Annotated in this window: 26 protein-coding genes; 19 read left to right on the top strand and 7 right to left on the bottom strand. The window is 40.4% G+C overall.

Annotation, left to right across the window (positions count from 1 at the left end; genetic code table 11):
* Positions 1-48 precede the first annotated feature (48 nt).
* The 3 genes from typA (at position 49) to QFZ72_RS18855 (ending at position 2,535) form a co-directional block, all read left to right on the top strand.
* Positions 49-1,893 (top strand): translational GTPase TypA, encoded by a 1,845-nt coding sequence (gene typA / locus QFZ72_RS18865; protein WP_307436328.1) that lies wholly within the window; start codon positions 49-51, stop codon positions 1,891-1,893.
* Positions 1,894-1,999: 106 nt separating this feature from the next.
* Positions 2,000-2,254, top strand: a complete 255-nt coding sequence (locus QFZ72_RS18860) for a YlaH-like family protein (protein WP_223443309.1) — start codon at positions 2,000-2,002, stop codon at positions 2,252-2,254.
* The gene (locus QFZ72_RS18855) at positions 2,251-2,535 is read left to right on the top strand and encodes a hypothetical protein (protein WP_307436326.1); all 285 of its coding nucleotides are present in this window, start codon (positions 2,251-2,253) and stop codon (positions 2,533-2,535) included. Before QFZ72_RS18860 ends, QFZ72_RS18855 begins: the two co-directional genes overlap by 4 nt.
* Before the next feature lie 9 nt (positions 2,536-2,544).
* Here the strand turns inward: QFZ72_RS18855 and QFZ72_RS18850 are convergent, their stop codons facing one another.
* Together QFZ72_RS18850 and QFZ72_RS18845 are read right to left on the bottom strand one after the other, a co-directional pair.
* A complete protein-coding gene (locus tag QFZ72_RS18850) occupies positions 2,545-2,880 on the bottom strand; it encodes a hypothetical protein (protein WP_307436322.1) in 336 nt (111 codons plus the stop codon).
* A gap of 95 nt (positions 2,881-2,975) precedes the next feature.
* On the bottom strand, positions 2,976-3,176 hold the full coding sequence (locus tag QFZ72_RS18845) for a YlaI family protein (protein WP_223441976.1): 201 nt from the start codon (positions 3,174-3,176) through the stop codon (positions 2,976-2,978).
* Between the two features lie 399 nt (positions 3,177-3,575).
* Between QFZ72_RS18845 and QFZ72_RS18840 the strand changes: the two genes are divergently transcribed.
* Positions 3,576-4,031, top strand: coding sequence for a pyridoxamine 5'-phosphate oxidase family protein (locus QFZ72_RS18840; RefSeq protein ID WP_307436318.1), 456 nt, complete (start codon positions 3,576-3,578; stop codon positions 4,029-4,031).
* A gap of 65 nt (positions 4,032-4,096) precedes the next feature.
* Here QFZ72_RS18840 and QFZ72_RS18835 read toward each other — a convergent pair whose 3' ends face one another.
* Entirely contained in the window at positions 4,097-4,714 is a 618-nt protein-coding gene (locus QFZ72_RS18835) for a YhcN/YlaJ family sporulation lipoprotein (protein ID WP_307436315.1), read from the bottom strand.
* 171 nt (positions 4,715-4,885) lie between these two features.
* Between QFZ72_RS18835 and QFZ72_RS18830 the strand changes: the two genes are divergently transcribed.
* Positions 4,886-6,214 (top strand): PhoH family protein, encoded by a 1,329-nt coding sequence (locus tag QFZ72_RS18830; RefSeq protein ID WP_307436313.1) that lies wholly within the window; start codon positions 4,886-4,888, stop codon positions 6,212-6,214.
* Between the two features lie 35 nt (positions 6,215-6,249).
* Here the strand turns inward: QFZ72_RS18830 and QFZ72_RS18825 are convergent, their stop codons facing one another.
* A complete protein-coding gene (locus QFZ72_RS18825) occupies positions 6,250-6,744 on the bottom strand; it encodes a peptidyl-prolyl cis-trans isomerase (protein WP_307436310.1) in 495 nt (164 codons plus the stop codon).
* Between the two features lie 120 nt (positions 6,745-6,864).
* Between QFZ72_RS18825 and glsA the strand changes: the two genes are divergently transcribed.
* The 4 genes from glsA (at position 6,865) to pyc (ending at position 13,279) form a co-directional block, all read left to right on the top strand.
* Positions 6,865-7,794 carry a glutaminase A gene (gene glsA, locus QFZ72_RS18820; RefSeq protein WP_307436308.1) on the top strand — a complete coding sequence of 310 codons (930 nt, stop codon included), beginning with the start codon at positions 6,865-6,867 and terminating at the stop codon, positions 7,792-7,794.
* Positions 7,795-7,918: 124 nt separating this feature from the next.
* Positions 7,919-8,200 carry an Fpa/YlaN family protein gene (locus QFZ72_RS18815; RefSeq protein ID WP_223441989.1) on the top strand — a complete coding sequence of 94 codons (282 nt, stop codon included), beginning with the start codon at positions 7,919-7,921 and terminating at the stop codon, positions 8,198-8,200.
* 357 nt (positions 8,201-8,557) lie between these two features.
* Positions 8,558-9,760, top strand: coding sequence for an FtsW/RodA/SpoVE family cell cycle protein (locus QFZ72_RS18810; protein WP_307436304.1), 1,203 nt, complete (start codon positions 8,558-8,560; stop codon positions 9,758-9,760).
* Positions 9,761-9,835: 75 nt separating this feature from the next.
* On the top strand, positions 9,836-13,279 hold the full coding sequence (pyc, locus tag QFZ72_RS18805; protein ID WP_307436300.1) for a pyruvate carboxylase: 3,444 nt from the start codon (positions 9,836-9,838) through the stop codon (positions 13,277-13,279).
* A gap of 182 nt (positions 13,280-13,461) precedes the next feature.
* Here the strand turns inward: pyc and QFZ72_RS18800 are convergent, their stop codons facing one another.
* Complete coding sequence (locus tag QFZ72_RS18800) at positions 13,462-14,403, bottom strand: COX15/CtaA family protein (RefSeq protein ID WP_307436296.1); 942 nt, start codon at positions 14,401-14,403, stop codon at positions 13,462-13,464.
* Between the two features lie 515 nt (positions 14,404-14,918).
* On the opposite strand from QFZ72_RS18800, the gene cyoE reads away from it, so the two are divergent.
* The 9 genes from cyoE to QFZ72_RS18755 all read left to right on the top strand — a co-directional run bounded on the left by cyoE (position 14,919) and on the right by QFZ72_RS18755 (position 23,373).
* Entirely contained in the window at positions 14,919-15,848 is a 930-nt protein-coding gene (gene cyoE / locus QFZ72_RS18795; RefSeq protein WP_307436294.1) for a heme o synthase, read from the top strand.
* 98 nt (positions 15,849-15,946) lie between these two features.
* Positions 15,947-17,026, top strand: coding sequence for a cytochrome c oxidase subunit II (coxB, locus tag QFZ72_RS18790; RefSeq protein ID WP_307436291.1), 1,080 nt, complete (start codon positions 15,947-15,949; stop codon positions 17,024-17,026).
* A gap of 33 nt (positions 17,027-17,059) precedes the next feature.
* Positions 17,060-18,931 carry a cytochrome c oxidase subunit I gene (ctaD, locus tag QFZ72_RS18785; RefSeq protein WP_307436287.1) on the top strand — a complete coding sequence of 624 codons (1,872 nt, stop codon included), beginning with the start codon at positions 17,060-17,062 and terminating at the stop codon, positions 18,929-18,931.
* The gene (ctaE, locus tag QFZ72_RS18780; protein WP_307436284.1) at positions 18,931-19,554 is read left to right on the top strand and encodes a cytochrome c oxidase subunit III; all 624 of its coding nucleotides are present in this window, start codon (positions 18,931-18,933) and stop codon (positions 19,552-19,554) included. The genes ctaD and ctaE overlap by 1 nt, the downstream gene beginning before the upstream one ends.
* A gap of 4 nt (positions 19,555-19,558) precedes the next feature.
* Entirely contained in the window at positions 19,559-19,891 is a 333-nt protein-coding gene (ctaF, locus tag QFZ72_RS18775) for a cytochrome c oxidase subunit IVB (protein ID WP_307436281.1), read from the top strand.
* A gap of 249 nt (positions 19,892-20,140) precedes the next feature.
* Positions 20,141-21,031: a cytochrome c oxidase assembly factor CtaG gene (gene ctaG, locus QFZ72_RS18770; protein WP_307439860.1), complete on the top strand. Its 891-nt coding sequence runs from the start codon at positions 20,141-20,143 to the stop codon at positions 21,029-21,031.
* Positions 21,032-21,090: 59 nt separating this feature from the next.
* Positions 21,091-21,552, top strand: a complete 462-nt coding sequence (locus tag QFZ72_RS18765; protein WP_307436278.1) for a DUF420 domain-containing protein — start codon at positions 21,091-21,093, stop codon at positions 21,550-21,552.
* Between the two features lie 134 nt (positions 21,553-21,686).
* Positions 21,687-22,196: a GNAT family N-acetyltransferase gene (locus QFZ72_RS18760; protein ID WP_307436273.1), complete on the top strand. Its 510-nt coding sequence runs from the start codon at positions 21,687-21,689 to the stop codon at positions 22,194-22,196.
* 16 nt (positions 22,197-22,212) lie between these two features.
* Positions 22,213-23,373 (top strand): GNAT family N-acetyltransferase, encoded by a 1,161-nt coding sequence (locus QFZ72_RS18755; protein ID WP_307436271.1) that lies wholly within the window; start codon positions 22,213-22,215, stop codon positions 23,371-23,373.
* 38 nt (positions 23,374-23,411) lie between these two features.
* Here the strand turns inward: QFZ72_RS18755 and ytvI are convergent, their stop codons facing one another.
* Positions 23,412-24,470, bottom strand: coding sequence for a sporulation integral membrane protein YtvI (gene ytvI / locus QFZ72_RS18750; RefSeq protein WP_307436269.1), 1,059 nt, complete (start codon positions 24,468-24,470; stop codon positions 23,412-23,414).
* A 168-nt stretch (positions 24,471-24,638) separates the two neighbouring features.
* The gene (locus QFZ72_RS18745; protein ID WP_307436267.1) at positions 24,639-24,995 is read right to left on the bottom strand and encodes a YugN family protein; all 357 of its coding nucleotides are present in this window, start codon (positions 24,993-24,995) and stop codon (positions 24,639-24,641) included.
* A gap of 190 nt (positions 24,996-25,185) precedes the next feature.
* On the opposite strand from QFZ72_RS18745, the gene QFZ72_RS18740 reads away from it, so the two are divergent.
* Positions 25,186-25,617 (top strand): CBS domain-containing protein, encoded by a 432-nt coding sequence (locus QFZ72_RS18740; protein WP_307436265.1) that lies wholly within the window; start codon positions 25,186-25,188, stop codon positions 25,615-25,617.
* Positions 25,618-25,682: the final 65 nt, after the last annotated feature.

Genomic DNA, 25,682 nt, shown 5'->3' with positions numbered 1-25,682 from the left:
TTGTGGTATAATACATAAGGTTATTTTAATTTTTTAGGAGATGAAAATGTGAAACTTCGAAATGATATTCGAAACATTGCTATTATTGCCCACGTAGACCACGGAAAAACGACTCTAGTCGACAAAATGCTTCATCAGGCAGGTACGTTCCGTGCGAACGAACAAGTTGCTGAAAGAGCGATGGATTCCAATGATTTAGAGCGCGAGCGCGGAATTACGATCTTAGCAAAAAATACGGCAATTAATTATAAAGATACACGCATCAACATTATGGATACACCAGGACATGCCGACTTTGGCGGCGAAGTTGAGCGCATCATGAAAATGGTTGACGGCGTATTGCTTGTTGTCGACGCTTATGAAGGCTGTATGCCTCAAACACGCTTTGTGCTTAAAAAAGCACTTGAGCAAAATTTAACGCCTATCGTAGTAGTTAACAAAATTGACCGTGATTTTGCCCGTCCAGAGGAAGTAGTGGATGAAGTTCTTGACTTATTTATTGAACTTGATGCATCAGAAGAGCAGCTTGAGTTCCCGGTTATTTTTGCTTCAGCTATGAATGGAACAGCAAGCACAAGCCCGGACCCTGCAGATCAGGAAGAAAACATGGTTTCATTGTTTGATTCTATTGTTGAGAACATTCCAGCTCCTGTTGATAACACAGATGAGCCTCTTCAATTCCAGGTAGCTCTTCTTGATTACAATGATTATGTTGGACGTATCGGAATCGGCCGCGTATTCCGCGGAAAGATGGAAGTTGGCCAGCAGGTTTCATTAATGAAAATTGACGGTTCTTTCAAAAATTTCCGTGTAACAAAATTATTCGGTTTCCAAGGCTTAAAACGCGTTGAAATTGAAAGCGCAAAAGCAGGAGATCTAGTTGCTGTTTCCGGAATGGAAGATATCAACGTAGGGGAAACAGTCTGCCCGGTTGAACATCAGGAAGCATTGCCAATCCTTCGTATCGATGAGCCGACTCTTCAAATGACATTTGTTGTAAACAACAGTCCATTTGCAGGCCGCGAAGGAAAATATGTCACTTCACGTAAAATTGAAGAGCGTTTAATGTCTCAATTACAGACTGATGTTAGTTTGCGTGTGGAAAACACGGAATCTCCTGACGCTTGGATTGTTTCAGGCCGCGGTGAGCTTCATCTTTCTATTTTAATCGAGAACATGCGTCGTGAAGGCTACGAACTGCAAGTATCTAAACCAGAAGTTATCGTTAAAGAAATTGATGGAGTCAGATGTGAGCCAGTTGAACGTGTTCAAATTGATGTACCGGAAGAACATACAGGTTCTGTTATGGAATCTATCGGTGCCCGTAAAGGTGAAATGCTTGACATGATTAATAATGGTAATGGTCAAGTCCGTTTAATTTTCAATGTGCCAGCACGCGGATTAATAGGCTATTCAACAGAATTCATGTCAATCACTCGCGGATTCGGTATTATCAACCACACATTTGACAGCTACCAGCCAATGCAGCCAGGTCAAGTTGGCGGACGTCGTCAAGGCGTGCTGATTTCTATGGAAAACGGAAAATCAACAACTTATGGTATACAAGGCGTTGAAGACCGTGGCATTATCTTCCTGGATGCTGGTAAAGATGTTTATGAGGGTATGATCGTTGGAGAGCACAATCGTGAAAACGATCTTGTTGTTAACATTTGCAGAATGAAACAGCAAACGAATATCCGTTCTGCAAACAAGGATCAAACAAATACTATGAAAAAACCTCGCATCATGTCTCTTGAAGAATCTCTTGAATACTTGAACGATGATGAATACTGTGAGCTTACTCCAACATCAATCCGTTTGAGAAAGAAAATTCTTGATAAGAATGAGCGTGAAAAACAAGCTAAGAAGAAAAAATTAGCTGGCTTGCTGTAAGAGATAACCCTAGACATGCAATGGAGGGGAACACGGGATGAACGTTTACGAAAGTATGTGGCCGGTTGCGTATTCCATCTATACAGCAACTGAACCTGATACTCAAATGGGGGCAAATATTTTATACTTGGTCATTCTCGGATTATCAATTGTCGTATTTAAGCTGGGGTTTGCTAAAAAGCTGCCTCTTCTAAAGGCAATTGTCATCTATTTGTTCTTAATGTTCGGGTGTACAGTTTTAACCTTTTTAGGTGCATTTCTTCCTGTCGCTGAAGGACTCATTGTTGCAGCACTCATCTTAATCATCTATAAGATCCGTCTGCATCAGTCCAAAAAAGCTGAGCGGAATGCCGCAACATGAGATCACTTCAGGACTCTCTTTATAATTGGCTTTCCATTAAAGTTGTAGCGGATGCCCGTCCTGAAGATACTGCTGCAGGTGATACATTCAGGCTGTTTGATGAATTGCTGAAGGAAAACCATGATTTAAACGATGTTCAAGTTCATAAAGATGAAGTCATGTATCTTGTGAGCTTCACACTGAATGGCGAGTCTAAATCATTCAGATTTCCGGCAGAATTAATTGACAGCATGATTGATCAAATTGAAGCAGAACCTGAAAAATATGTGAATTATAAATAAAAACACCTCTTAATGAGGTGTTTTTTTGTGCATAATTTGAGCTGAGGCAGCCATTACAGCTGCAAACAGGATGTGACCTAATATCCACCAGGCAATCGCTTCAAAGTCGTTAATTGCCGGTGTCTCTCTTACGGCAAGTATAGTTAAAGGCAAATATAATAATATGGCCGGCAGAGTAAGCACAAATGATGTCAGCCATTTAATCAGAATAGCTGAGATATTAAAAATGTTCAAAGTGAAAATATACAGAATTCCTATAACAACAGCAACAGCTAAATGAAGAACAAATTCATAAAGCTCAGGGAGAGGCTCTCTGTAAATAAAATCAATGTTAAGTAAAAGCACATACACTTTCACTTCACTGACTATTTCAGAGAATTTCAGAAAAAGACCAAGAACAATACCGCTGAACAGGCCAATAAGAGCTCCCCGTTTAACAACTACCAGTTTTCCTCTGTTTTTTTATCTCTGTACAATCTGAAATTACCCGTGTTTGCCCGTTCAATCGTCCGATTTTCAATCCTCAGATCGCATTCATTGCACATATACGTATGGATCGGGCGGTTTCTCAGCCTCTTAGCCTGAAGCGTTTCGTCATTAATGGTTTCGACTTTATCGCATAAAACACATTTTACTCTCATGGTACACCTCATTATTCTTTTATGATAATTACATTTAATTAAGTTTCTTTTTTAGTTTTGGTGAATAAACCTTAGATAAACTTTTATTGTCAATACAGGTTGAAAAGATTCTGAAGCCGGCTGATAAAATTGATTTGTGATTTATGAACCGCTACTGTATATATGTTTTTCTGCCTGCGCTAAACAGGCAGTTCCGCTTTTCTTTATGTCCAGCTCCACCGCCTAATTCCTCGGCCAGAACGGCTTCCCCAAAAAAATCAAAACCGGACTTTTCCGGGTAATCTTTATCTGTCTGCCCGCGCTAAACAGGCGGTTTCGTTTTTCTGTGTGATATTACAGTTGGAAACAAAAATAAAAAAAGGTATGATAGCATTATACAACTTTAATGGAGGGAAGAAAATGGCTAATAAGGTAGAAACAAAATTGATTCAGCCTTTGTTTGACAATCTCCAAAAAGAAAGATTTGCTGTTTTTGCAACTCTTGATCATGAAACAGGATCTCCGAATGTATCAGCCGTTTCATGGGTGTATGCACCCGATTTAGAACGGGTTTACCTGGCTGTTGACAATCGTTCCAGAATCGTTGAAAACGTCAAAAAGCATCCGGCTGCGGCCATTACGCTGCTTGCAAATGAGTCTACATATTCTATTAATGGAAATGCCCATGTGAAAATTGAAAAGCTTGGGGGAGTCCCGTTAAAACTTGCATTAATTGAGCTTAACATTTCTGAAGTCCGAGATGTGATGTTTTACGGCTCAAAAATTTCAGCTGAACCTGGATATGAAAAAACATATGATGAAAAAGCAGCAGCAAAGCTTGACAGCCAGGTTTTAGAAGCAATGAAAAAAGCTTAGAACAGATACGCTCTAAGCTTTTTTTAAGTGCAATTTTTTATCCTTGGACTCCGAGCATTTGGTCATCAGTTTTGATTTAAATGATCCTGAGATTGATCTTCCTGTTCACGATCAAGCTCTTTTTGCTCCTTTTCATTCAGCTGATCGTTATCTTGTTCCGTTGGTCTGTTTTGATTATTATTATTATTATTCAGCATATCATTTGGAATTTCAGGCATGACGCGGCCTACTATTGCGGCAAGCTCGTCAAGAATGCCTCCAACTGGCTGTCCCTGCTGAAGATCTTTACCCATTTCCCGCAGTCGGACTGTTGTATCCGCATCAGCAATGATCACCGCGTTTGCTCCATATGGATCATGCTGAATGCTTTCAGCAACAGCATATTTAATGGATTCGACTTTGTTGCGGTCAAGTTCAGAATTTACATCAATGCCTACTACTGCATACCTGCCTAGAACAACTGCGCTGACGTCATTTACTCCTGGAACACGTCCTGCAAGATTGACCAGGCGCTTAGAAATCTGTTCACCTGATTTTTTTTCCACTGGTTCATTTACTGTGTTTCTGACATTAATGGGCTTTCCGTTGTGATCTTCGGGTGTGTCTCCCTGAGAGCCCTGATTCACTGTGCATGCTGTTAAAGCGAGCAGAATAAACAGTGCTGAAAAAACAAAGTTGCGCATGAAATCACTCCTTTTTAGACCATGCTTTTTAATTTTATTGTCTAATAAATCTTCTATCTTTATGCACCATTTCATATATTTTAGCAACGCTTCAATTACAGCTTGATTATCTTAGTCTGACTTATAAGTGCAGTACACTATAAAAACCTGAACTGGGTAGGAGGCGGAAGGTTGAGTAAAATCTATGTTTTGGATACGAATGTCTTACTGCAAGATCCGAATTCCATTTTTTCTTTTGAAGAAAATGAAGTAGTGATTCCGGCAGTCGTTCTTGAAGAGGTCGATTCAAAAAAGCGGTATATGGATGAAATAGGACGAAATGCAAGACATGTTTCCAAACTGATTGATGGCCTAAGGCTGATTGGAAAGCTTCATGAAAAAATCCCTTTGCCAAGCGGCGGTTTTTTAAGGATTGAGCTGAATCATCGCTCTTTTCATGAACTTCAGGAGATTTTTATAGAAAAAACAAATGATAATCGCATTCTTGCAGTAGCGAAAAATCTTTCAATTGAAGAGGAAACAGCGGAAAACGGAAGACCTGTCATTTTAGTGAGCAAAGATACGCTGGTCAGGGTAAAAGCTGATGCAATCGGACTGCTTGCAGAGGATTTTCTTAGTGACAGGGTCGTTGAAATTGACAGAATCTATACGGGATATCTTGATTTGTATATAAGCGGTGATGATATGAATCGATTTTATGAGAAAAATGAATTGATTTTGTCTGAGGTGACAAATCATCCATTTTATCCGAATCAATTTGTCATTATGAAAAATTCGCTTGGCGGCTCTGCTTCTGCGATAGGAACCGTGGATAAAACCGGGAAAAAGGTAAAAAGACTCGTTTTTGATCACGATCACATATGGGGGATTCGGCCAAGAAATGTTCAGCAGACGATGGCGATGGAGCTGCTTCTCAGAAATGACATGCCTCTTGTCACATTAATTGGAAAAGCAGGCACCGGGAAAACGCTGCTCGCTTTAGCTGCAGGTCTGATGCAGACAGAAGATTTAGGCACTTTTAAAAAATTGCTCGTTGCAAGGCCAATTGTTCCTGTTGGGAAGGATATTGGCTATCTGCCTGGTGAAAAACAGGAAAAATTAAGGCCTTGGATGCAGCCGATTTATGATAATCTAGAATATCTTTTTAATGCGAAAAAACCTGGTGAGCTGGATGCCATTTTAGCAGGCATGGGATCAATTGAAGTAGAGGCCCTCACGTATATTCGGGGAAGAAGCATCCCTGAGCAGTTCATTATTATCGATGAAGCCCAGAATTTAACAAAACACGAAGTTAAGACGATTTTGACCAGAGTAGGGGAAAAAAGCAAAATTGTCTTAATGGGGGATCCTGAACAAATTGATCATCCTTACCTTGATGAATACAATAATGGGTTAACCTATGTTGTTGAGAAGTTTAAGGATCAGCATATAGCGGGTCATGTAAGATTAGTAAAGGGAGAGCGCTCAGGTCTTGCGCAGCTCGCCGCAGATTTATTGTGAAAAATGGGAAAAGCCGCTGATAATAGCGGCTTTTATTACTCAATTATTATTTCTCTTGTGTTTGTAATGGGGTTATCCCTGTTGCTGCCATCACCATAATAAAGGGTAACAGGTCCTTCGTCAGTCAGCGGTTTCCCATTTTTACTGAATCCAAGGATGAGGGCAGATGCTTCCACAAGTGTCATTCTAACCTCTCCTTGATTGGTTTTAAATACAGCATATTCAGCTGTTGAAGCAGGCTCGGCATTTTTTAGGAAAGGAAGCAGCGGAATTCCGAAAGTTCCGTTTAAGATTCTTTCTTTTTCAGTGCGCTTTTCGTTTTTGCTGTCTGGGAGCTTTGCTCCTTCGCGTATTTCCCGGTCCCAGTGTTTTGAGACGGCCTTCGTATACTCTTCTAGTTCGTTTCGCTCTTTGTTATTCTCATCAAAATAAACAGTCAGATCGACTTTTCTGTCGTCAAAAATCCATACACCGGGATCCAGTGTGATTGGAAAGGCGATATTTCCTTTTATCATAATGATTGAGTCCATTGCTACACGTCCTTTCATAAAAAATTATAAGCGCTTTCTGTGATTTTGTCATGGGGGACATTGGCATGAAGTTAATTGGGCAAACTAACACCTCATACTGAAAGAAGAGGTGAACGGGTCATGCCATGTCAAACTAACGAAGAGCTTGAGCGGCTTGTGAGCATTGCAAGGGAAGTTACGAAGGATGGAAAGATAGCTGACTATATTCCCGCACTTGGCGAAGCAGATCAAAATGATTTGTCTGTTGCGATTTATCATGTTGAAAATACATGTATGTCAGCAGGGGATATTGAAAAAAGCTTTACCCTGCAAAGTATATCAAAAGTGCTGACACTTGCTCTTGTGCTAATGGATCATGGTGAATCCTTTGTGTTTGATAGAGTGGGCATGGAGCCAACTGGAGATCCGTTTAACTCAATCGTCAAGCTTGAAACTCATGAAAATCAGCGGCCGCTTAATCCGATGATCAACGCAGGCGCTCTTGCGGTTACGAATATGATTAAAGGATCTGACAAGGAAGAAAAATTATCCCGTTTTTTAGCATTCACAAAAGAATTAACCTTCAATAAAGATATTAAAGTCTGTCATGAAATAGCTTCTTCTGAATTTGAAAATGCTTGGCTGAACCGGTCACTTTGCTACTTCATGAAGAAAGACGGAATCATTGACGGTGATGTAGAGGACTTAATTGATTTATATTCAAAGCAATGTGCCGTACAAATGCACAGTCTCGATCTTGCAATAATCGGAGCAGTCTTCGCTCTTGATGGCAAGCATCCTCAAACAGAAAAACAAATTATCCCCAAAGATATTGCCCGTATTTGCAAAACGTTTATGGTGACATGCGGAATGTACAATGCATCAGGGGAATTTGCAATAAAAGTTGGAATACCTGCTAAAAGCGGAGTGTCCGGGGGTATTATGGGAATCGTGCCTTATCATTTTGGAATCGGAATTTTTGGACCGTCTCTTGATAAAAAAGGGAACAGTATTGCAGGCATTAAGCTGCTTCATCTTTTGTCTGAAAAGTATGAATTGAGCATTTTCTGATGTATCTTTGTCCGGAAATAAGTTCACTTAAGAATAACACCTTGTTTTTTCTTGATTTTTTACTGTTTTCACTATAATATTAATAGATAGATTAGGGTAATCGCTCGGGAACGGAGGGGTTCAATTGGCGTCTGAGATTGCGATTGATCATCGAGAAAAAGCACTTGCGCTCTTAAAGGCAGATGCTGATAAAATTACGAAGCTGATTCAAGTCCAAATGGACAATTTGACGATGCCTCAATGTCCTCTTTATGAAGAGGTTTTAGATACACAAATGTTTGGACTATCAAGAGAAATTGATTTTGCCGTCAGGCTGAATCTGATTGATGAACGGGAAGGAAAAGTAATCCTTGACACACTCGAAAGAGAAATGTCGGCATTGCATGAAGCGTTCACAAAGAAATAACAATAAAACTCAAACTGTTCATTTAGACAGTTTGAGTTTTTTTATAAAGCACTTATCATAAACTTTGCTGCTTTCACTAGTCAGTAATAAATATGCTTTTGAATTATCATAAAATAGGGTGCGAAATCGAACTGCCGTGAACAACCTCTGCATAAAAAACAATTTATGCGAACATACCATAACAAAAGACCTACATACTTTTATAACTTGTTTACGCACGTTTGCCGGGTTACCATAAGGCGTGCGTTCGGAAGAAGAAAACACAATGGAAGGAATTTTCGCTTTAATCTCGAATTTCTAACTAGGAAAATAAAATCATCCAGAATGCAGCAACAAGTCATGATAGGAAGCGATAAAATGATAAAAAAAATTCTAAAATCATATGATTATTCACTACTGCTTGCTGTTATCCTCTTATGCGGGTTTGGTCTCGTGATGGTGTACAGTTCAAGTATGATTTCTGCCGTTGCCAGGTGGGGCTATGAAAGTGATCACTTTTTCCAAAGGCAGGCAATTTTTACTGCACTGGGGCTTGTGGTCCTTCTAATTACCATGTTCTTTCCTTACAGAGCTTATTTAAGTCCTTTATTTATCAGGGGCGTAGTCATGCTTTCCATCCTGATGCTCCTTGCTATTTTCGTATTCGGCTCTGTTGCAGGCGGTGCAAGAAGCTGGTTTTCGCTGTTCGGATTTAAGCTTCAGCCGGCAGAATTTGTAAAGCTCAGCGTCATCCTTTATCTTGCAGCGGTGTACGAAAAAAAACAATCCTACATTGATCATTTCGGAAGAGGTGTGCTGCCTCCCATTATTTTTACAGGGTTTATATGTGTACTGATTATCCTGCAGCCTGACATTGGCTCGGCATCTATCATTGGCATGATTGCTCTTTCAATGGTCGTTTGTTCTGGACTTGGCATGAAAAATATTTTCAAGCTTATTATATTGGGGCTTGCCGGTCTTGCAGCGATCAGCCCTTTAGTTTTGCTGAAATGGGACAAGATTTTTACAACAGAGCGGGTCAGCCGGTTTGTAGGATTTATGGATCCTTTCGGAGATGCAGCGGACTCGGGCTTCCATTTAATCAATTCTTATTATGCCATTGGTTCTAGCGGATTGACTGGGCTTGGCCTAGGGGAAAGCGTTCAAAAATACGGCTATTTGCCTGAATCGCACACAGATTTTATTCTGGCAATCATCTCTGAAGAGCTGGGGATATTTGGAGTGGCGTTTGTCCTGATCCTACTTGCTTTTATCGTGCTGAAAGGTTTTCACATTGCCAGAAACTGTGAAGATGCATTTGGGACACTGCTTGCAATTGGCATTTCAAGTATGATTGGTATACAGACAGCGATTAACGTTGGAGGATTAACGGGGCTGTTGCCAATTACAGGAGTTACTCTTCCATTTATCAGCTACGGAGGCTCCTCTATGATCCTATTAATGCTTTCAATGGGGCTTCTCATTAACATCTCCATGTTTATTAAATACCGGGCTACCTATCAGAAGACTGAACCTAAGCCGGTAAGTGAAATACACGGAAATACTGTCCCATTTCAATAGAATAAAAGTGTTATACTAATTATAAATGTGTTATACTTTTAGTAATGCAAGTGATGAAGCTTAAGGAGGATTCGTATGTCGCAGAAAAACATTCAGAAAATACTCGTTGCAAACCGTGGTGAAATTGCCATCCGTGTATTCCGTGCCTGCACGGAGCTTAACATCCGGACAGTAGCTATCTATTCTAAAGAAGATTCAGGATCGTTTCACCGTTACAAAGCAGACGAAGCATACATAGTTGGCGAAGGAAAAAAACCGATCGATGCTTATTTGGATATTGATGGCATTATTGAGATTGCCAAAGCCAATCATGTGGATGCTATCCATCCTGGCTATGGATTTTTATCGGAAAATATTCACTTTGCAAGAAGATGCGAGGAAGAGGGAATCATCTTTATTGGCCCAAAATCCAAGCATCTCGATATGTTTGGGGACAAAGTTAAAGCAAGAAAGCAGGCGGAGCTCGCAAATATTCCGGTCATTCCGGGCAGCAAAGGACCTGTGCAAAGCTTAGAGGATGTTGTAGAGTTTGGCCGTGAAAATGGCTATCCTTTCATTATTAAAGCTTCACTTGGAGGCGGCGGACGCGGCATGAGAATTGTGCGCAGCGCTGCAGCTGTTAAAGAATCCTATGAACGTGCCAAATCTGAAGCGAAAGCTGCATTTGGCAACGATGAAGTTTACGTTGAGAAGCTAATTGAAAACCCTAAGCACATTGAAGTGCAAATTATTGGTGATGAACACGGCAATATCATTCATTTGTATGAACGTGATTGTTCCGTGCAAAGACGTCATCAAAAAGTGGTTGAAGTAGCTCCAAGCGTTTCTGTTGATGAAAAATTAAGACAAGACATTTGTGATGCTGCCGTTAAACTGATGAACAAAGTTGAATATGTAAACGCAGGAACCGTGGAATTTTTGGTTGCAAATGGAGAGTATTACTTCATTGAAGTCAACCCGCGTGTTCAAGTAGAACATACGATTACCGAAATGGTCACAGGAATTGATATTGTACAGACTCAAATTATGGTCGCTGAAGGCTATCCGCTTCACGGAGAAAAAATTGGCATTCCTTCACAAGATCAAATCAGAGTAACAGGCTATGCCATTCAATCAAGGGTTACAACAGAAGATCCGCTGAATAATTTTATGCCGGATACTGGGAAAATCATGGCTTATCGCTCAGGCGGAGGCTTTGGAGTAAGGCTTGATGCAGGGAACGGATTCCAGGGAGCTGTTATCACTCCGCATTATGATTCATTGCTCGTTAAGCTTTCGACACAGGCATTGACGTTTGAACAGGCTGCTGCAAAAATGATCAGAAACTTAAGGGAATTCAGAATCAGAGGAATTAAAACCAATATTCCATTTTTAGAAAATGTCATCAAACATGAGAAATTCATGTCAGGTGAATACGATACGTCTTTTATTGATTCATCACCAGAGCTATTCGTATTTTCAAAGAAAAAAGACCGCGGAACGAAAATGCTTTCCTACATTGGAAATGTAACAGTTAATGGCTTCCCGGGCATTGAAAAGAAAAAGAAGCCGGTCTTTGATAAACTTTACATTCCTAAAGTTAAGCTTTCAGAGCCGATTCCAAGAGGAACAAAGCAGATTCTTGACGAACAGGGTCCGGAAGGTCTTGTGAAATGGCTGAAAGAGCAAAATGAAGTGCTATTAACAGATACTACGTTCCGTGACGCTCACCAATCGCTGCTTGCAACACGCTTAAGAACAAATGACATCAAACATATTGCGGAACCTACGGCAAGACTTCTGCCTAATTTATTTTCGCTTGAAATGTGGGGCGGAGCAACATTTGATGTAGCGTACCGTTTTTTAAAAGAAGATCCTTGGGACAGACTTCTCACGGTCAGAAAACAAGTTCCGAATATTCTCCTGCAAATGCTGCTTCGTGCATCTAACGCAGTAGGCTATAAAAATTATCCGGATAATGTTATTGAAGAATTTGTGGAGAAGTCCTCCTATGCAGGAATAGATGTATTCCGTATTTTCGACAGCTTGAATTGGGTTGAAGGAATGCGGCCTGCGATTGAAGCGGTCAGAAAATCAAATAAAATTGCTGAGGCAGCGATCTGCTATACCGGAGATATTTTAGATCCTTCCCGAAGAAAGTATGATCTTGAATACTATAAAAATCTGGCTAAAGAACTCGAAGAATCAGGTTCTCATATCTTAGGAATTAAAGATATGGCAGGATTGCTTAAGCCGCAGGCTGCTTATGACCTAATTTCTGCTTTAAAGGAAACAATTTCGATTCCTATTCACCTGCACACACATGATACGAGCGGAAATGGTATTTTCACTTATGCAAAAGCAATTGAAGCGGGAGTAGATGTGGTGGATGTAGCAGTAAGCTCAATGTCCGGCTTAACTTCACAGCCGAGCGCCAATTCTCTCTATCATGCTCTTCAAGGAATGGACCATCGGCCAAAAGCAGATATTGAAGCATTAGAAGAGCTGTCTCAATATTGGGAAGGCGTGCGCCACTACTATCAGGATTTTGAGAGCGGAATGAATTCTCCTCATTCAGAAGTTTACATGCATGAAATGCCGGGAGGACAATACAGCAATCTTCAGCAGCAGGCAAAAGCTGTCGGACTTGATGATCGCTGGAACGAAGTCAAAGAAATGTATCGCCGCGTAAATGATATGTTCGGAGATTTAGTCAAAGTAACGCCTTCTTCGAAAGTAGTCGGCGACATGGCCCTCTTTATGGTCCAAAATAATTTGATAGAAGACGATATTTATGAGCGGGGAGAAACGCTTGATTTCCCTGATTCCGTTATTGAATTATTTGAGGGATACCTCGGACAGCCTCACGGAGGTTTTCCAAAAGAGCTTCAGCGCATTATCTTAAAAGGCCGTGAGCCTATTTTAGTCAGACCTGGCGAATTATTGGAGCCGGTCAACTTCAAAGCATTGAAGGAAGAGCTTTTCCAAAGCTTAAACAGACAAGTGACAAGTTTTGATGCTATAGCGCATGCTCTATATCCAAAAGTGTTCATGGACTACGCAAAGACATTTGAACAATTTGGAGATATTTCAGTTCTCGATACGCCGACCTTCTTATATGGAATGAGACTTGGCGAAGAAATTGAAGTTGAAATTGAACAGGGGAAAACATTAATTGTAAAGCTTGTCTCAATCGGGGAGCCTCAGCCTGATGGAACACGTGTTGTCTACTTTGAATTAAACGGTCAGCCTCGTGAGGTCATTATTCGTGATGAAAACATTAAAGCTACGATCACAGCGAAAATGAAAGCTGATAAAGGCAATAAAGATCATATTGGGGCGACAATGCCTGGAACAGTCATCAAGGTTTTGGTTGAAAAGGGCGAAAAGGTCAGCAAGGGCGATCATTTGCTCCTGACTGAAGCGATGAAAATGGAAACGACCGTACAGGCGCCATTCTCAGGTACAATTAAGGATATTCACGTATCGAACGGTGAAGCGATTCAAACTGGAGATTTATTAATTGAATTAACCCATTAAAAAGACAGCCTACGGGCTGTTTTTTTTTTGACTCTGCACTAAGATCCATGGCTTATCCGTTTGGTGGCAGGATTGGGGAGGACTATCCAGAGCCTGCAGTCGAACACAGCGAGCAATGAAAGAAAGTCATTGAAATGTTTAAGGGTATGTAAAAAGAGGGGCGCACAAGGCGTCCCTCTTTTTTAGATTACTTTTTTATTATCCTTATTCAATTGAGCCTGCCGGTTTATTTTATTTCTGCTTATAAGCAGGATGAAATAGCTGAGAACCCCGAAAAGACAAGAGATAATTAAAGCGTGGGCTAGGGCGACAGCCAAATTTAAACCTGTCAGCACTACTAGAGCCCCTGACACTACTTGCATAGAAATTAGCGCAAAAGCAATCATCCAGCCATAATAAACGACTTTTTGATGTTTATAGTATTTAAAAGCTTTGTAGGCAGCTATTGCAACCCAGATAAAGATTAATGCGGCCGCAAATCTGTGGCCCATTTGAATCCACTCATGCAGGGTGGCCGGAAGACCATATGGCCTGTTGCTGCACATTGGCCAATTTGGGCATGCAAGACTTGCTTCTTTATGCCTTACAAATGCGCCGGTATACACAACAATATAGCAGTAGGATATAATGCCGATCATATGAAATTTCATTCTTTTATCAATTATCAAGGATCCCGTATCAAACTTTTTATCTACTTCAAAAATAAGCAATGTAAGAAGCAGAACAGATGCAAATGATATAAGCGATATCCCGAAATGCAGGGCAAGAACGGCATCGGACTGTCCCCACTTAACTGCGGCAGCACCAATCAATGCCTGCAGAATCAGGAAAAAGAATGATAAAGCAGCAAGAAATTTTGTCTCGCGTTTATGTCCAATCAAAATCCATGATGAAACAGCTAAAAGAAGGACGAGAATGCCCGCTAACCCGCTTACAACCCGGTGACTGAGTTCAATGACAAGCTCAGGGGTAATCTCTGACGGAATCAGTTCGCCATGACATAGCGGCCAGGAATCGCCGCATCCTGCTCCAGATTCCGTTTTTGTAACTAAAGCTCCTCCTAAGAGTACGAGAAGCATAACGATAGATGTGAGCACGCCTAAACCTTTTAATGCTCGCTGCAAGATGTTCACCTTCTTATTCGTAATAATGAGTTTATCTAAATCGACAAAAATCGAGGGTGTGCGCTTGATTTTAAAGCGGCAGCCTCAGCCGATCAGGCAACAAAAAACATGACTGATATCATCTCTGTTTATTATAGTAGGAAAACAGGCACATTAATAAGGAATTATATGGGGGATTCTTCTGCCGATGTTTTTTTCGCAAAAGATTCCATAATCTATAAAAAATTCCTAATAGTTATGATAGAATGTTATCGTGGTCAAAAAGTTATGCCATCATTTTTTAGAGTATCAGTGAATGAACTGCTTTTCAATTAATTAACCTGTGCAGCTCATCTGCTTCACAATTTCGACATAACTTCTTCATAATTTGTTCACAAAACATTTGCTGATTATGGTTTAATATCAAGAAGGAAGCATTTTGTAAATATTGTTTTATTTAGTATGATATAGAAAGTCTCTATCATACAGCCGATTCTTTCTATTAGAAACAGAATTGAAAAGGAGGTCTATAAAACGTGCCTGATTCAAGGACCTTATCAGAAACACATCTGAGCGGACACCGCCTGGAAGAAATCCATGAAACGACAGCTCTTAAAGATTTCTTAAGTCTCATTAAAATGGGAATTGTCAATTCTAACATGATTACTACCTTCACGGGACTGTGGCTTGCCTTGCATTTTACAGGACAAAGTTTCCTGCAGAATATAGATAGTGTTTTATTTGTTTTACTTGGTTCAGCTTTAATTATTGCTGGTTCATGTGCCATTAATAACTTTTACGACCGTGATATTGATCATATCATGGAAAGAACAAAAATGAGACCGACAGTTACAGGAAAAATGAACCCAATTCAGGCATTGTGGATTGGTATTTTATTGCTTACGTTCGGCTTTATTCTTCTGCTGATGACAACTGTAACAGCCACGTTAATCGGGTTGATCGGCGTAATTACATACGTCTTTTTATATACAATGTGGACTAAACGCCACTATACACTGAACACTGTTGTAGGCAGTGTATCCGGTGCGGTTCCGCCGCTTATCGGCTGGGCTGCAATCGATGCTGACCTGAGTGTGATTGCTTGGGTATTGTTTATGATTATGTTCATATGGCAGCCTCCGCATTTTCTTGCACTTGCAATGAAAAGAGTGGAAGAATACCGTGCTGCAGGCATTCCTATGCTGCCGGTCGTTCATGGTTTTGCCATTACAAAAAGGCAAATGATGGTTTGGGTGATCTGTCTCCTGCCTTTGCCGTTTTACTTATTTCAGCTCGGGGTTCCTTTCATTATTCTTGCAACTGCACTGAACATCGGGTGGCTTGTGCTTGCTTTATCTGGCATGAAGATGAAGGATGATCTGAAGTGGGCAAAGTGGATGTTTATTTATTCACTGAATTACTTAACGATCCTTTTTGTGGCGATGGTACTTTTCACGATCAACTAAGTTAGAAATTCTTTCTTTTAGGAATTTACATAGAAGGAATTATCGATTCCTGTGAAACTGCGGGAATTAATTTACTGAAAGAGGGGTTTGATTTAGCTATGGAAAAGAGGCTGACAAAATTGCGTCTCGTTGCCATTTTTGCAATGTTGACACTTGTCCTAGCCGGCTGTGGTGAACCATATCTTTCCGCTCTTCAACCAGCTGGTGAAGTTGCGGATATGCAGTACTCATTAATGGTGCTGAGTACACTCATCATGGTCATTGTAATCGCAGTCGTAACTGTGATCTTCATTTATGTAGTTCTGAAATTCAGACAGCGCAAAGGTGAGGAAAATAAAATTCCTGAGCAAGTAGAGGGAAGTCATAAACTTGAAATCATTTGGACTGTTATTCCTATTCTTTTACTACTTGTGTTAGCGGTTCCAGTTGTATCTGCAACATTTGAACTCGCAGATGTGAAACCAATGGAAAAGAAGGACCGCAAACCTGAAGATGCAGTTGTTATTAATGTCAGAGCGAATCTTTACTGGTGGGAATTCGAATATCCTGATGCTGGGGTAATCACAAGCCAGGATTTAGTTGTTCCATCAGATGAAAGGGTTTACTTTAATCTGATTGCTTCTGATGTGAAGCATTCATTCTGGATTCCGTCAGCAGGCGGCAAGATGGATACAAACACTGAAAACATAAATCAGTTCTGGCTTAATTTTGACAGCAAACGTGCCGAAAAAGCCGGAGAATATTTTTACGGGAAATGTGCTGAGCTTTGCGGCCCTTCACATGCTTTAATGGATTTTAAAGTGAAAACAAAATCCCGCGAAGAGTTTGATCAATGGATAGAGGAAATGAAAAATGCTAAAGCGGTTGCAGATTCAGATTTAGCTAAACAGGGTGAAGAATTGTTCCAGGAGAAAAGCTGTATCGGCTGTCATGCGGTGACACCTGCTGATAAGCGTCCTAAAGAAGCAAGAACCGCACCTAACTTAGCTAACTTTGGAGAGCGTACCAGAGTAGCGGGCATTCTGCCTCATAATGAAGAAAATATCAGAAACTGGCTGAAAGATCCTGAACAGTACAAACCAGGAAACAAGATGACAAAAACGTATCCTGAACTTAACGATGAGGAACTTGATGCACTTACTGAATACTTAAGCGGCTTAAAAGTCGAAACGAAGTAAGATGTCTCAGCAGAATAAAAGGGAGGTAACACTGTGAGTACGTTAACTCAGAAAAAGGGGTTCGGCGCTGTGCTATGGGACTACTTAACAACAGTAGACCATAAAAAAATCGCCATCCTTTACCTGATTTCCGGCGGCTTCTTCTTCCTCGTAGGTGGATTAGAAGCGATGCTTATCAGAATTCAGCTCGCTGTGCCAAATAACGATTTTATCGCAGCTGGCCTTTACAACGAAATCTTAACTATGCATGGCACGACCATGATTTTCCTGGCAGCCATGCCGCTCATATTTGGTTTTATGAATGCCGTCGTACCGATTCAGATCGGAGCGCGTGACGTTGCATTTCCATTTTTAAACTCATTGGGTTTCTGGCTGTTTTTCTTTGGAGGACTATTCCTGAACCTAAGCTGGTTTTTAAATGGAGCTCCTGATGCAGGCTGGACGAATTATGCTTCACTTGCACTGAACTCGCCTGGACATGGAGTAGATTTCTATTTGCTGGGACTTCAAATATCAGGATTTGGTACATTGATTGCGGGTATTAACTTCCTCGCAACAATTATTAACATGCGTGCACCAGGTATGACTTACATGCGCATGCCGTTGTTCACTTGGACAACATTTGTAGCTTCAGCACTTATCCTATTTGCTTTTCCGCCGCTTACAGTTGGTTTAGCAATTATGATGTTTGACCGTGTATTCGGCACTGGATTCTTTGATCCGGCGGTTGGAGGAAATTCAATTATCTGGGAGCATTTATTCTGGATTTTCGGACATCCTGAGGTTTACATCTTAATTCTTCCGGCTTTCGGGGTTTTCTCGGATATTCTCCCTCATTTCTCGAAAAAGCGATTATTTGGATATTCGTCAATGGTATTTGCTACAGTGTTAATCGGATTCTTAGGGTTCATGGTGTGGGCGCATCACATGTTCACAACTGGTCTTGGACCAATCGCAAATGCGATTTTCGCAGTAGCAACAATGGCCATTGCCGTTCCGACAGGAATTAAGATTTTTAACTGGATGTTTACAATGTGGGGCGGAAGCATTCGCTTTACTGTACCAATGATCTGGTCTGTTGCCTTCATTCCTACGTTCGTTATGGGCGGAGTAACAGGAATCATGCTTGCAGCAGCACCGACAGATTATCAGTATCATGACACCTATTTCGTAGTGGCGCATTTCCACTATGTTATCGTAGGCGGAGTGATTATGGGATTATTCGCAGGCCTGCACTACTGGTGGCCGAAAATGTTCGGCAGAATGCTTGGTGAAAAACTGGGTGTTGTTACATTCGTATTATTCTTTACAGGATTCCATTTAACGTTCTTTATCCAGCATTTCCTTGGATTGATGGGAATGCCGCGACGCATTTTCACATTCCTTCCTGGACAGGGTCTTGAAACGGGGAATCTGATCAGTACGGCTGGGGCATTCTTGATGGCTGCCGGAACAATCGTATTGCTGTACAATATCGTTATTTCTTCTATAAAGGGAGAAAAAGCAGCAGGGGATGCATGGGGAGATGGGCGCAACCTGGAATGGGCTGTATCATCACCTGCACCTGAATATAACTTTAAACAAACACCTCTTGTTCGCGGCCTTGACGCTTTGTGGGTTGAAAGAATGGAAGGAAACAACGGAATGACTCCTGCTGAACCGCTGGGAGACATCCACATGCCTAACGGTTCCATCCTGCCGCTGATTATGTCATTTGGATTGTTTGTTGCAGCATTTGGATTATTGTATCATTCAGATTATGCATGGGCTGATCCGGTTATTATCATCGGACTCTTAATTACACTTGGATGTATGTTCCTTCGTTCAATCATTGATGATCACGGTTATCATATTCACAAAGAAGATTTAATGAATGATGATAACGATAAGGGGGTTAAGGCATAATGCGTGTTGAGGATAAATTAACAGCTGAAACGTTCCCTGCCTCACCTGAAAAGGCGACCCTTGAAGGCAAAAATAAATTTTTAGGCTTCTGGCTTTTCCTTGGAGGAGAGACCGTCCTGTTCGCTTCTCTGTTTGCAACGTTTTTAGCTTTAAGAGATTCAAACAACGGCGGTGCGACTACACAGGAAATGTTTGAACTTCCGCTTGTTTTTGCAGCAACTATGCTTCTTTTGACAAGTTCTCTGACAAGTGTTTACGCCATGTACCACATGAAGAACTTTGATTTCAAAAAAATGCAGCTCTGGATGGGAATTACCGTTCTATTAGGAGCAGGATTCCTGGCTCTTGAGATTTATGAATTCAATCATTATATTCATCATTTTGAATTTACTATTACAAGCAGTGCTCTTGGATCCGCTTTTTACACGCTGGTCGGAACACATGGCGCCCACGTTGCATTTGGTTTACTTTGGATCACTACTTTGATGGTACGCAATGCAAAAAGAGGATTGAATTTATACAACGCGCCTAAATATTACGTTGCAAGTTTATACTGGCATTTTATCGACGTTGTATGGGTGTTCATCTTTACAGTTGTATACTTAATGGGAATGGTGGGATAAACTGATGGCAGCTAATCAAAATTCAGGAAACCCAAAAGTTGATCTTGCATATCGCCGCAAGAAAAATAAAGAAGATATGAAATTTCAAGTTGTTACATTTGCATTAATGATTTTCCTGACAGTCATTGCATTTGTAGCAATTGGCTATGACGGCATTGCAGAATGGTTTAAAATTCCATTTATTCTTTTGCTTGCTGTTATCCAAGTTATTTTCCAGCTTTATTACTTTATGCATATGAGCCATAAAGGCCATGAAGTGCCTGCGCTCTTCCTTTACTCTGGGATCGGTGTAGCATTTCTGACAGTTCTTACATTCATGACAATTATTTGGTGGTAATCTGATAACCGGCTGAGTTCATTCTCAGGCCGGTTTTTTGTTTGGTAAGAGGTGAAAATGAATGCGGTGAATAGACATCAAAACATATATTTTAAGAAGTCCGCGGATCTTACGTACGAGTACTTGAATCAAATTTCTTTCGCTCTTCTAATGTCATAGAACGTTCATTGATAGCGCTTCATTGAAGGTGTATAATAGTTGCAGGAGTTATAGCAGAAATAGGAGATGAACTCATTGTTAAATTTAGAAATGTTTGGTTTTAGAGCAATGTGGAGCCCTTATTTTTTCCTGTTTGTTGCGGTCATTCTTGGCGTTTATTTTCTATTAATCGGACCTCTTCGAAATCGATTTCATGATAGCCAGCCTGTCCCGTTCAAACAGAAGGCGCTTTTTGCAGGCAGCATGATCCTTTTATATGCTGTAAAAGGCAGTCCGCTGGATCTAATGGGACATATAATGTTCAGTGCACATATGACACAAATGGCCCTTTTATATTTGCTGATTCCGCCTCTGATGATCTATGGCATTCCGCTCTGGATGTGGAGAGCAATGATTTACAGACGGGGCGTAAAGCAAATCGTATCATTTTTGTCTAAGCCGCTGATCGCTTTAATTGTTTTTAACGGTGTTTTCTCAATCTATCATATTCCGCTTGTCTTTGATGTTGTGAAGACAGATCATATCATCCATGCGTCAGTAACGATTTTTATTTTTATTGCGGCGATGCTGATGTGGTGGCCATTGTTGAATGAACTGCCTGAATGGAGAGAGCTTGGCGGAATTAAAAAAATCGGATACATATTCGCCAATGGAATGCTGTTGACACCGGCTTGTGCCCTTATCATATTTGCTGATACTTCTCTTTATTCTACCTATTCAGATCCAAGTGCATGGGTCACCGCCCTTGAACTTTGTGTGCCGGCAAGTATGCTGTCAGGTTTGAATTTAACAGGTCCGGAAATGTTCAATACATTGCCTCTTGTTGAAGATCAGCAGCTTGGAGGCATCATGATGAAAATTATCCAGGAGTTTGTTTATGGAACTCTGCTCGGAATTATTTTCTTTAAATGGGCCCGTCAGGAGAGAGAGCGCGATGATCTTGAAGAAAGAAAGAGATTTACTCCGCAGCCGATTAAGTAATTTTCGCTCTAATTTTCTGCTTATCAATCTATAATTTTTTATTTTTAGGAGCTGCAAAAATGAATGTACCTATTTTACCTACTATAAGTACAGCCTTTATTGTTTTAAGTGCTGTTTCTGTTGCTGTTGGCTGGTATTTGATTAAGCTGCGCAAAATAGAGGCACATCAGAAGGCAATGCTTACCGCAGCTGTTTTTGCGGTTATCTTTTTTGTCGTGTATGCCTCAAGAACGGTCTTTGTAGGAAACACAGCGTTTGGCGGACCCGATGATATTAAAGTCTATTATACTGTTTTCCTGATTTTTCATATTACTCTAGCTACAGTAGGTGCAGTCTTTGGAATTATCACCTTGATTTCAGGTTATAAAAACAATCTCTCAAAGCACAGAAAATTAGGTCCTGTTACGAGCCTGATCTGGTTTTTCACCGCGATTACCGGGGTGGCTGTCTATTACCTGCTTTATATTCAGTATAAAGGCGGAGAGACGACTTCCGTATTCAAAGCGATTTTAGGTTTTTAATGATGGCATGAGATGTTATGGAATTTATCATTCTATAACATCTTTTTTGTTTCTTTTTTTCTTTAAGTATAGGACGCACAGAATGGCCATAAAATGAAAGTATCAGACGGTTTATGAAAGGGAGTGACTGTAAGATGATTGAAATTGTAACAGAACGGCTGCTCATTATCCCTTGCTCTTTGGATATAGCAAAATCCTTAGTCTTTCACCGAAATGAACTGGAAAGCCGCTCCCCAATTGGAATACCTGTTACTTGGCCTTCAATTGCGGTCAAAGGAATGCTCCCGCTCTATATTGAAAGACTTGAGAGAAATGAAAAAGAATATGGCTGGGGACTTTGGCTCATTATTTTATATCATGAAAAGAGAATTGTAGGCGACTTATTCATTCAAGGCATGCCGGATGAGCATGGCTGTGTGGAACTATGCTACAACATACACGAGGTCGATGATGAGGAAAGTTTAACATATGAAGCGATTGATGCAGTTATTGAATGGCTGACAAGTGAAAAATCAGTCAAACAAATCAGCATGGAATGCATCGATCATAATAAAAAATCTATCCGCCTATTTGAGAAGCTTGGCATGATCTGCACCAAAAAAGAGGACGTTTTTTTATCCTGGGAACTTAAAAAGAAAGCATAGGTGAGAAGGAGACGTTATGATTCGTAAAGCAGAAGAGACCGATTATGAAGAGGTTGTCCGTTTATCACAATACTCATTTAAGAATGATCGGACAGAAATAAGCCGCTTCCCGAAGGAAATGATATTGGGTGACTTTGACAATGAGAGGCTTATTGCTAAAGTCCACATTCTGGATCTTGATATCTATTTTTCAGGGAAAAAAGTAAAGATGGGAGGGCTGTCATCTATTTCTTTTTTGCCGGAAGAGCGGCGCAAGCAAAAAATGGACAGGCTTCTTTTTGAAGCTTTACTCAGGATGAAGAATCAAGGCTGTTCCATTTCGTATCTGAATCCCTTTTCCATCCCTTTTTACAGAAAATTCGGATGGGAATTGATATCAAATGAAAAAAAATGGACGATGAACAAGGAAGGTCACCACCTTCGTACATTTGGCGGAAGCAGCAATGTTAAAGAACTTAGCCAGGATCTCGCTTTGCCGTTCCTGCAAACGGTTTATGACCGTTTCAGCAAAGAAAATAACGGTATGATCATCAGATCGGAAGAATGGTGGAAAAATGAAATATTAAAAGAAAATCATTTTGTTTACCTTCACTTTCTTAAGGATGGCAGCGCTGATGGGTATATGATTTATAGGCTTGAAAATCATAATCTGTATGTAGATGAGTGTATCGCCCTTAACGATGCAGCCAAAAAATCACTTTGGACTTGTATCTGTCAGAAGGAATTAAGATATGAGCAGCTGATTTGGCGTACATTCGAGCAGGATCACTTTTCTTTTTTTCTGAAAAATCCTTTCATTCTATCAGAGGTTAAGCCCACGATAATGGGGAGAATTGTGGATGTCGAATCTTTTTTAAAGCAATACATATTTGAGCCTCATGAGAAGCCGCTTTTTTTGCACATCCATGATTCCTTTGCAGACTGGAACAGCGGAACGTATCTTATAAAAAAAGACGAGATCACTCATTTTCAGAAGTCTTCTGCAGGAAGCGTCTGTACACACCCTCCCAAACGCGGCCTTCAGCTGGATATAGCCACATTAACAGCCGTTCTATTCGGATACATGAAACCTGCCTCTCTCTATGATGCAGGTCTTATTAAAGGACCAAATGAAGATCTGCATTTGCTTGTGCAAATGATTCCATCAAAAAAATCCATGTGCATGGATCGCATTTGAAAAGGGCTGTTCGATAAACGTCAGCCCTTTCTTACTGCCTATAATTTAAAATGAAAACGGATAATGCCTGATTCTCTCGCGGAATTATACACAATCAAAATCATCGGGCCGATGAAAAAACCAAGGACACCAAACAGCTTTAATCCAAGATACATTGAGATAAGAGTCGCAAGAGGGGATAACCCGATATGGCTTCCCATCACTTTAGGCTCGATGGTACGTCTGATAATCAAAAGAACGGCTGTCAGAATGCCAAGTTTTGCTGCAAGCACCGGATCGCCTGAGATGAGATGATAGAGGGTCCAGGGGCCCATAATAATGATTGATCCAATGATAGGTATGACATCAATAATCCAAATAATAATAGACATAACAAGCGCAATTTCAGGCGCTATCAGGAGAAGCCCAATAAAGGATGCCACAAAGATAATAATGCTGACTAAGAACTGAGCTTTTGCAAAACCAAAAATGACGTAAGACATGCGAGTAACCATAAAATTTACTTTTTGAGCAGTATTTTCCTTCATATGTTTATACATTCGCATTTTTTGGTGCGGGAGCTCAATCATAAACAGGAATAATGCAATTAAGTAAACCAGCATGTTTACCATATAATTAGGAATGTTTGTAACGATGCTTTTAACATTATCTATATTAATTGAGCTTGCAAGATCGGTTTTTGTTTTTTCAAGAAACTCTTCTATCTGATTGCTGATTTCATTTACAAACTTCGGTGGAAGATCCTTTGCAGAATTCGTAATCCGTTTTTCAACATTGTTCCACGCTATCGTAATTTCATTTATGTAGCTTGGTGCATTTTCAATTGTCCGAATGGCTTCGCCTACTACTTTAGTAGTAATAAAGTAACTGCTGATGGAGATGGTAAACAGAAAGATTAAAAATGCTGCCAATACGGCCATTTTTCGATTGAGCTTAACGCTGCTTTGGAATTGCCTTACGAGCGGTTCCAATAATAACGCTGTAATAAAAGCCATAATCAAGGGAATCGAAAGGGGCAGAAGAAAATAAACAATCAGCCCTATCACAATAATGGATGAAATGATGAGGAAATTTCGTTTTGAGAGTATTGTAGACAATCCCTTGCTCCTTTCAATGGTTCTCTTTAAATTATAGTACGGAAGGACGGTGTGCAGAAAGGTTTTTATAAACAATTATGAAAATATAATTGTCAATATGAGGAGAATGAATGGTTTTTTATAGCCAAATAAAAAGCAAAAGCAGTGAATGCTTTTGCGTGTGTGCCTTTAAACGATTCGTCCAATTTCTTCTTTCAGCTGCTTAAGCAATTTCTGGCTTGTACTTAAAACGGCATTTGGGAAGTTTTCGCCTTCGCCATATTCTACTCCGTGCGGATAATAGTGCTTGCCGAGAAGCGGTGTCATTAATTTAACTACTGCATGCTTTCCGCCAATGTCGCCTTCTACGGCAAATCCCGGAATGCGAAGATAAAACGTCTCATCTTTGTTTTCGAATTTACGATCATATGTAACACGCTCATAATCCCACTGACCGGCACGAACAATGCCAAGCTCATCCATAATTTCATCCAGTCTTGCTAATTCAACTGTCAATCCATCCAGTCCTGTGTTTTCTAATTTCATTATGTATTCCCTCCTAAACCTTCTAACGGCATTTTCATTAGTAAAGCGCTTTAATGAACTCCCCTTCAATCATAGTACGAATGCATGGAACTTTCAATCTTTACCTGATAATTTACATCTTTATCTTATTTTGGGCCAAACTACATTAGCAGAATGATTATTTTTTATTTACTATCAGGGAGGTTTTTTTATGCAGAAGGTTCGAGATATTATGTCTAATGACATCCAGGCATGCACGCCGCTTGATAATGTATTCGAGGTAGCGGTCAAAATGAAAGAATGGAACGTAGGATCCATTCCAATCGTTGAAAACAATCAATTGCTCGGGATGATTACGGATCGTGACTTAGTCGTGAGAGGTATCGCAGAAAAACATCCTGGATCTTATCAAGTGACGAAGGTTATGAGCGATCATCTTTACACAATCAGTCCGGATGCATCTGCAGATGAAGCAGTACAGCTTATGGCGGAGCATCAAATCAGAAGGCTTCCAGTTGTAGAAAATGGACATATAGTCGGAATGGTCTCACTTGGAGACTTATCCCTAAATCAGCTGACAGATCAGCAGGCTGGGGCAGCCCTGACGACAATTTCTGAAAAGAATGATCATCATCTTCATTAAGCGATGAAAGAACATGCCTTTGATTGGGCATGTTCTTTTTTATATGGAAGGAAAAACTGGTGAAT

It is taken from the genome of Bacillus sp. V2I10, assembly GCF_030817055.1.
Classification (GTDB): Bacteria; Bacillota; Bacilli; order Bacillales; family Bacillaceae; genus Bacillus_P.
Note: the sequence above shows the minus strand (reverse complement) of the source record. Positions and strands in the feature narration are given on the sequence as shown.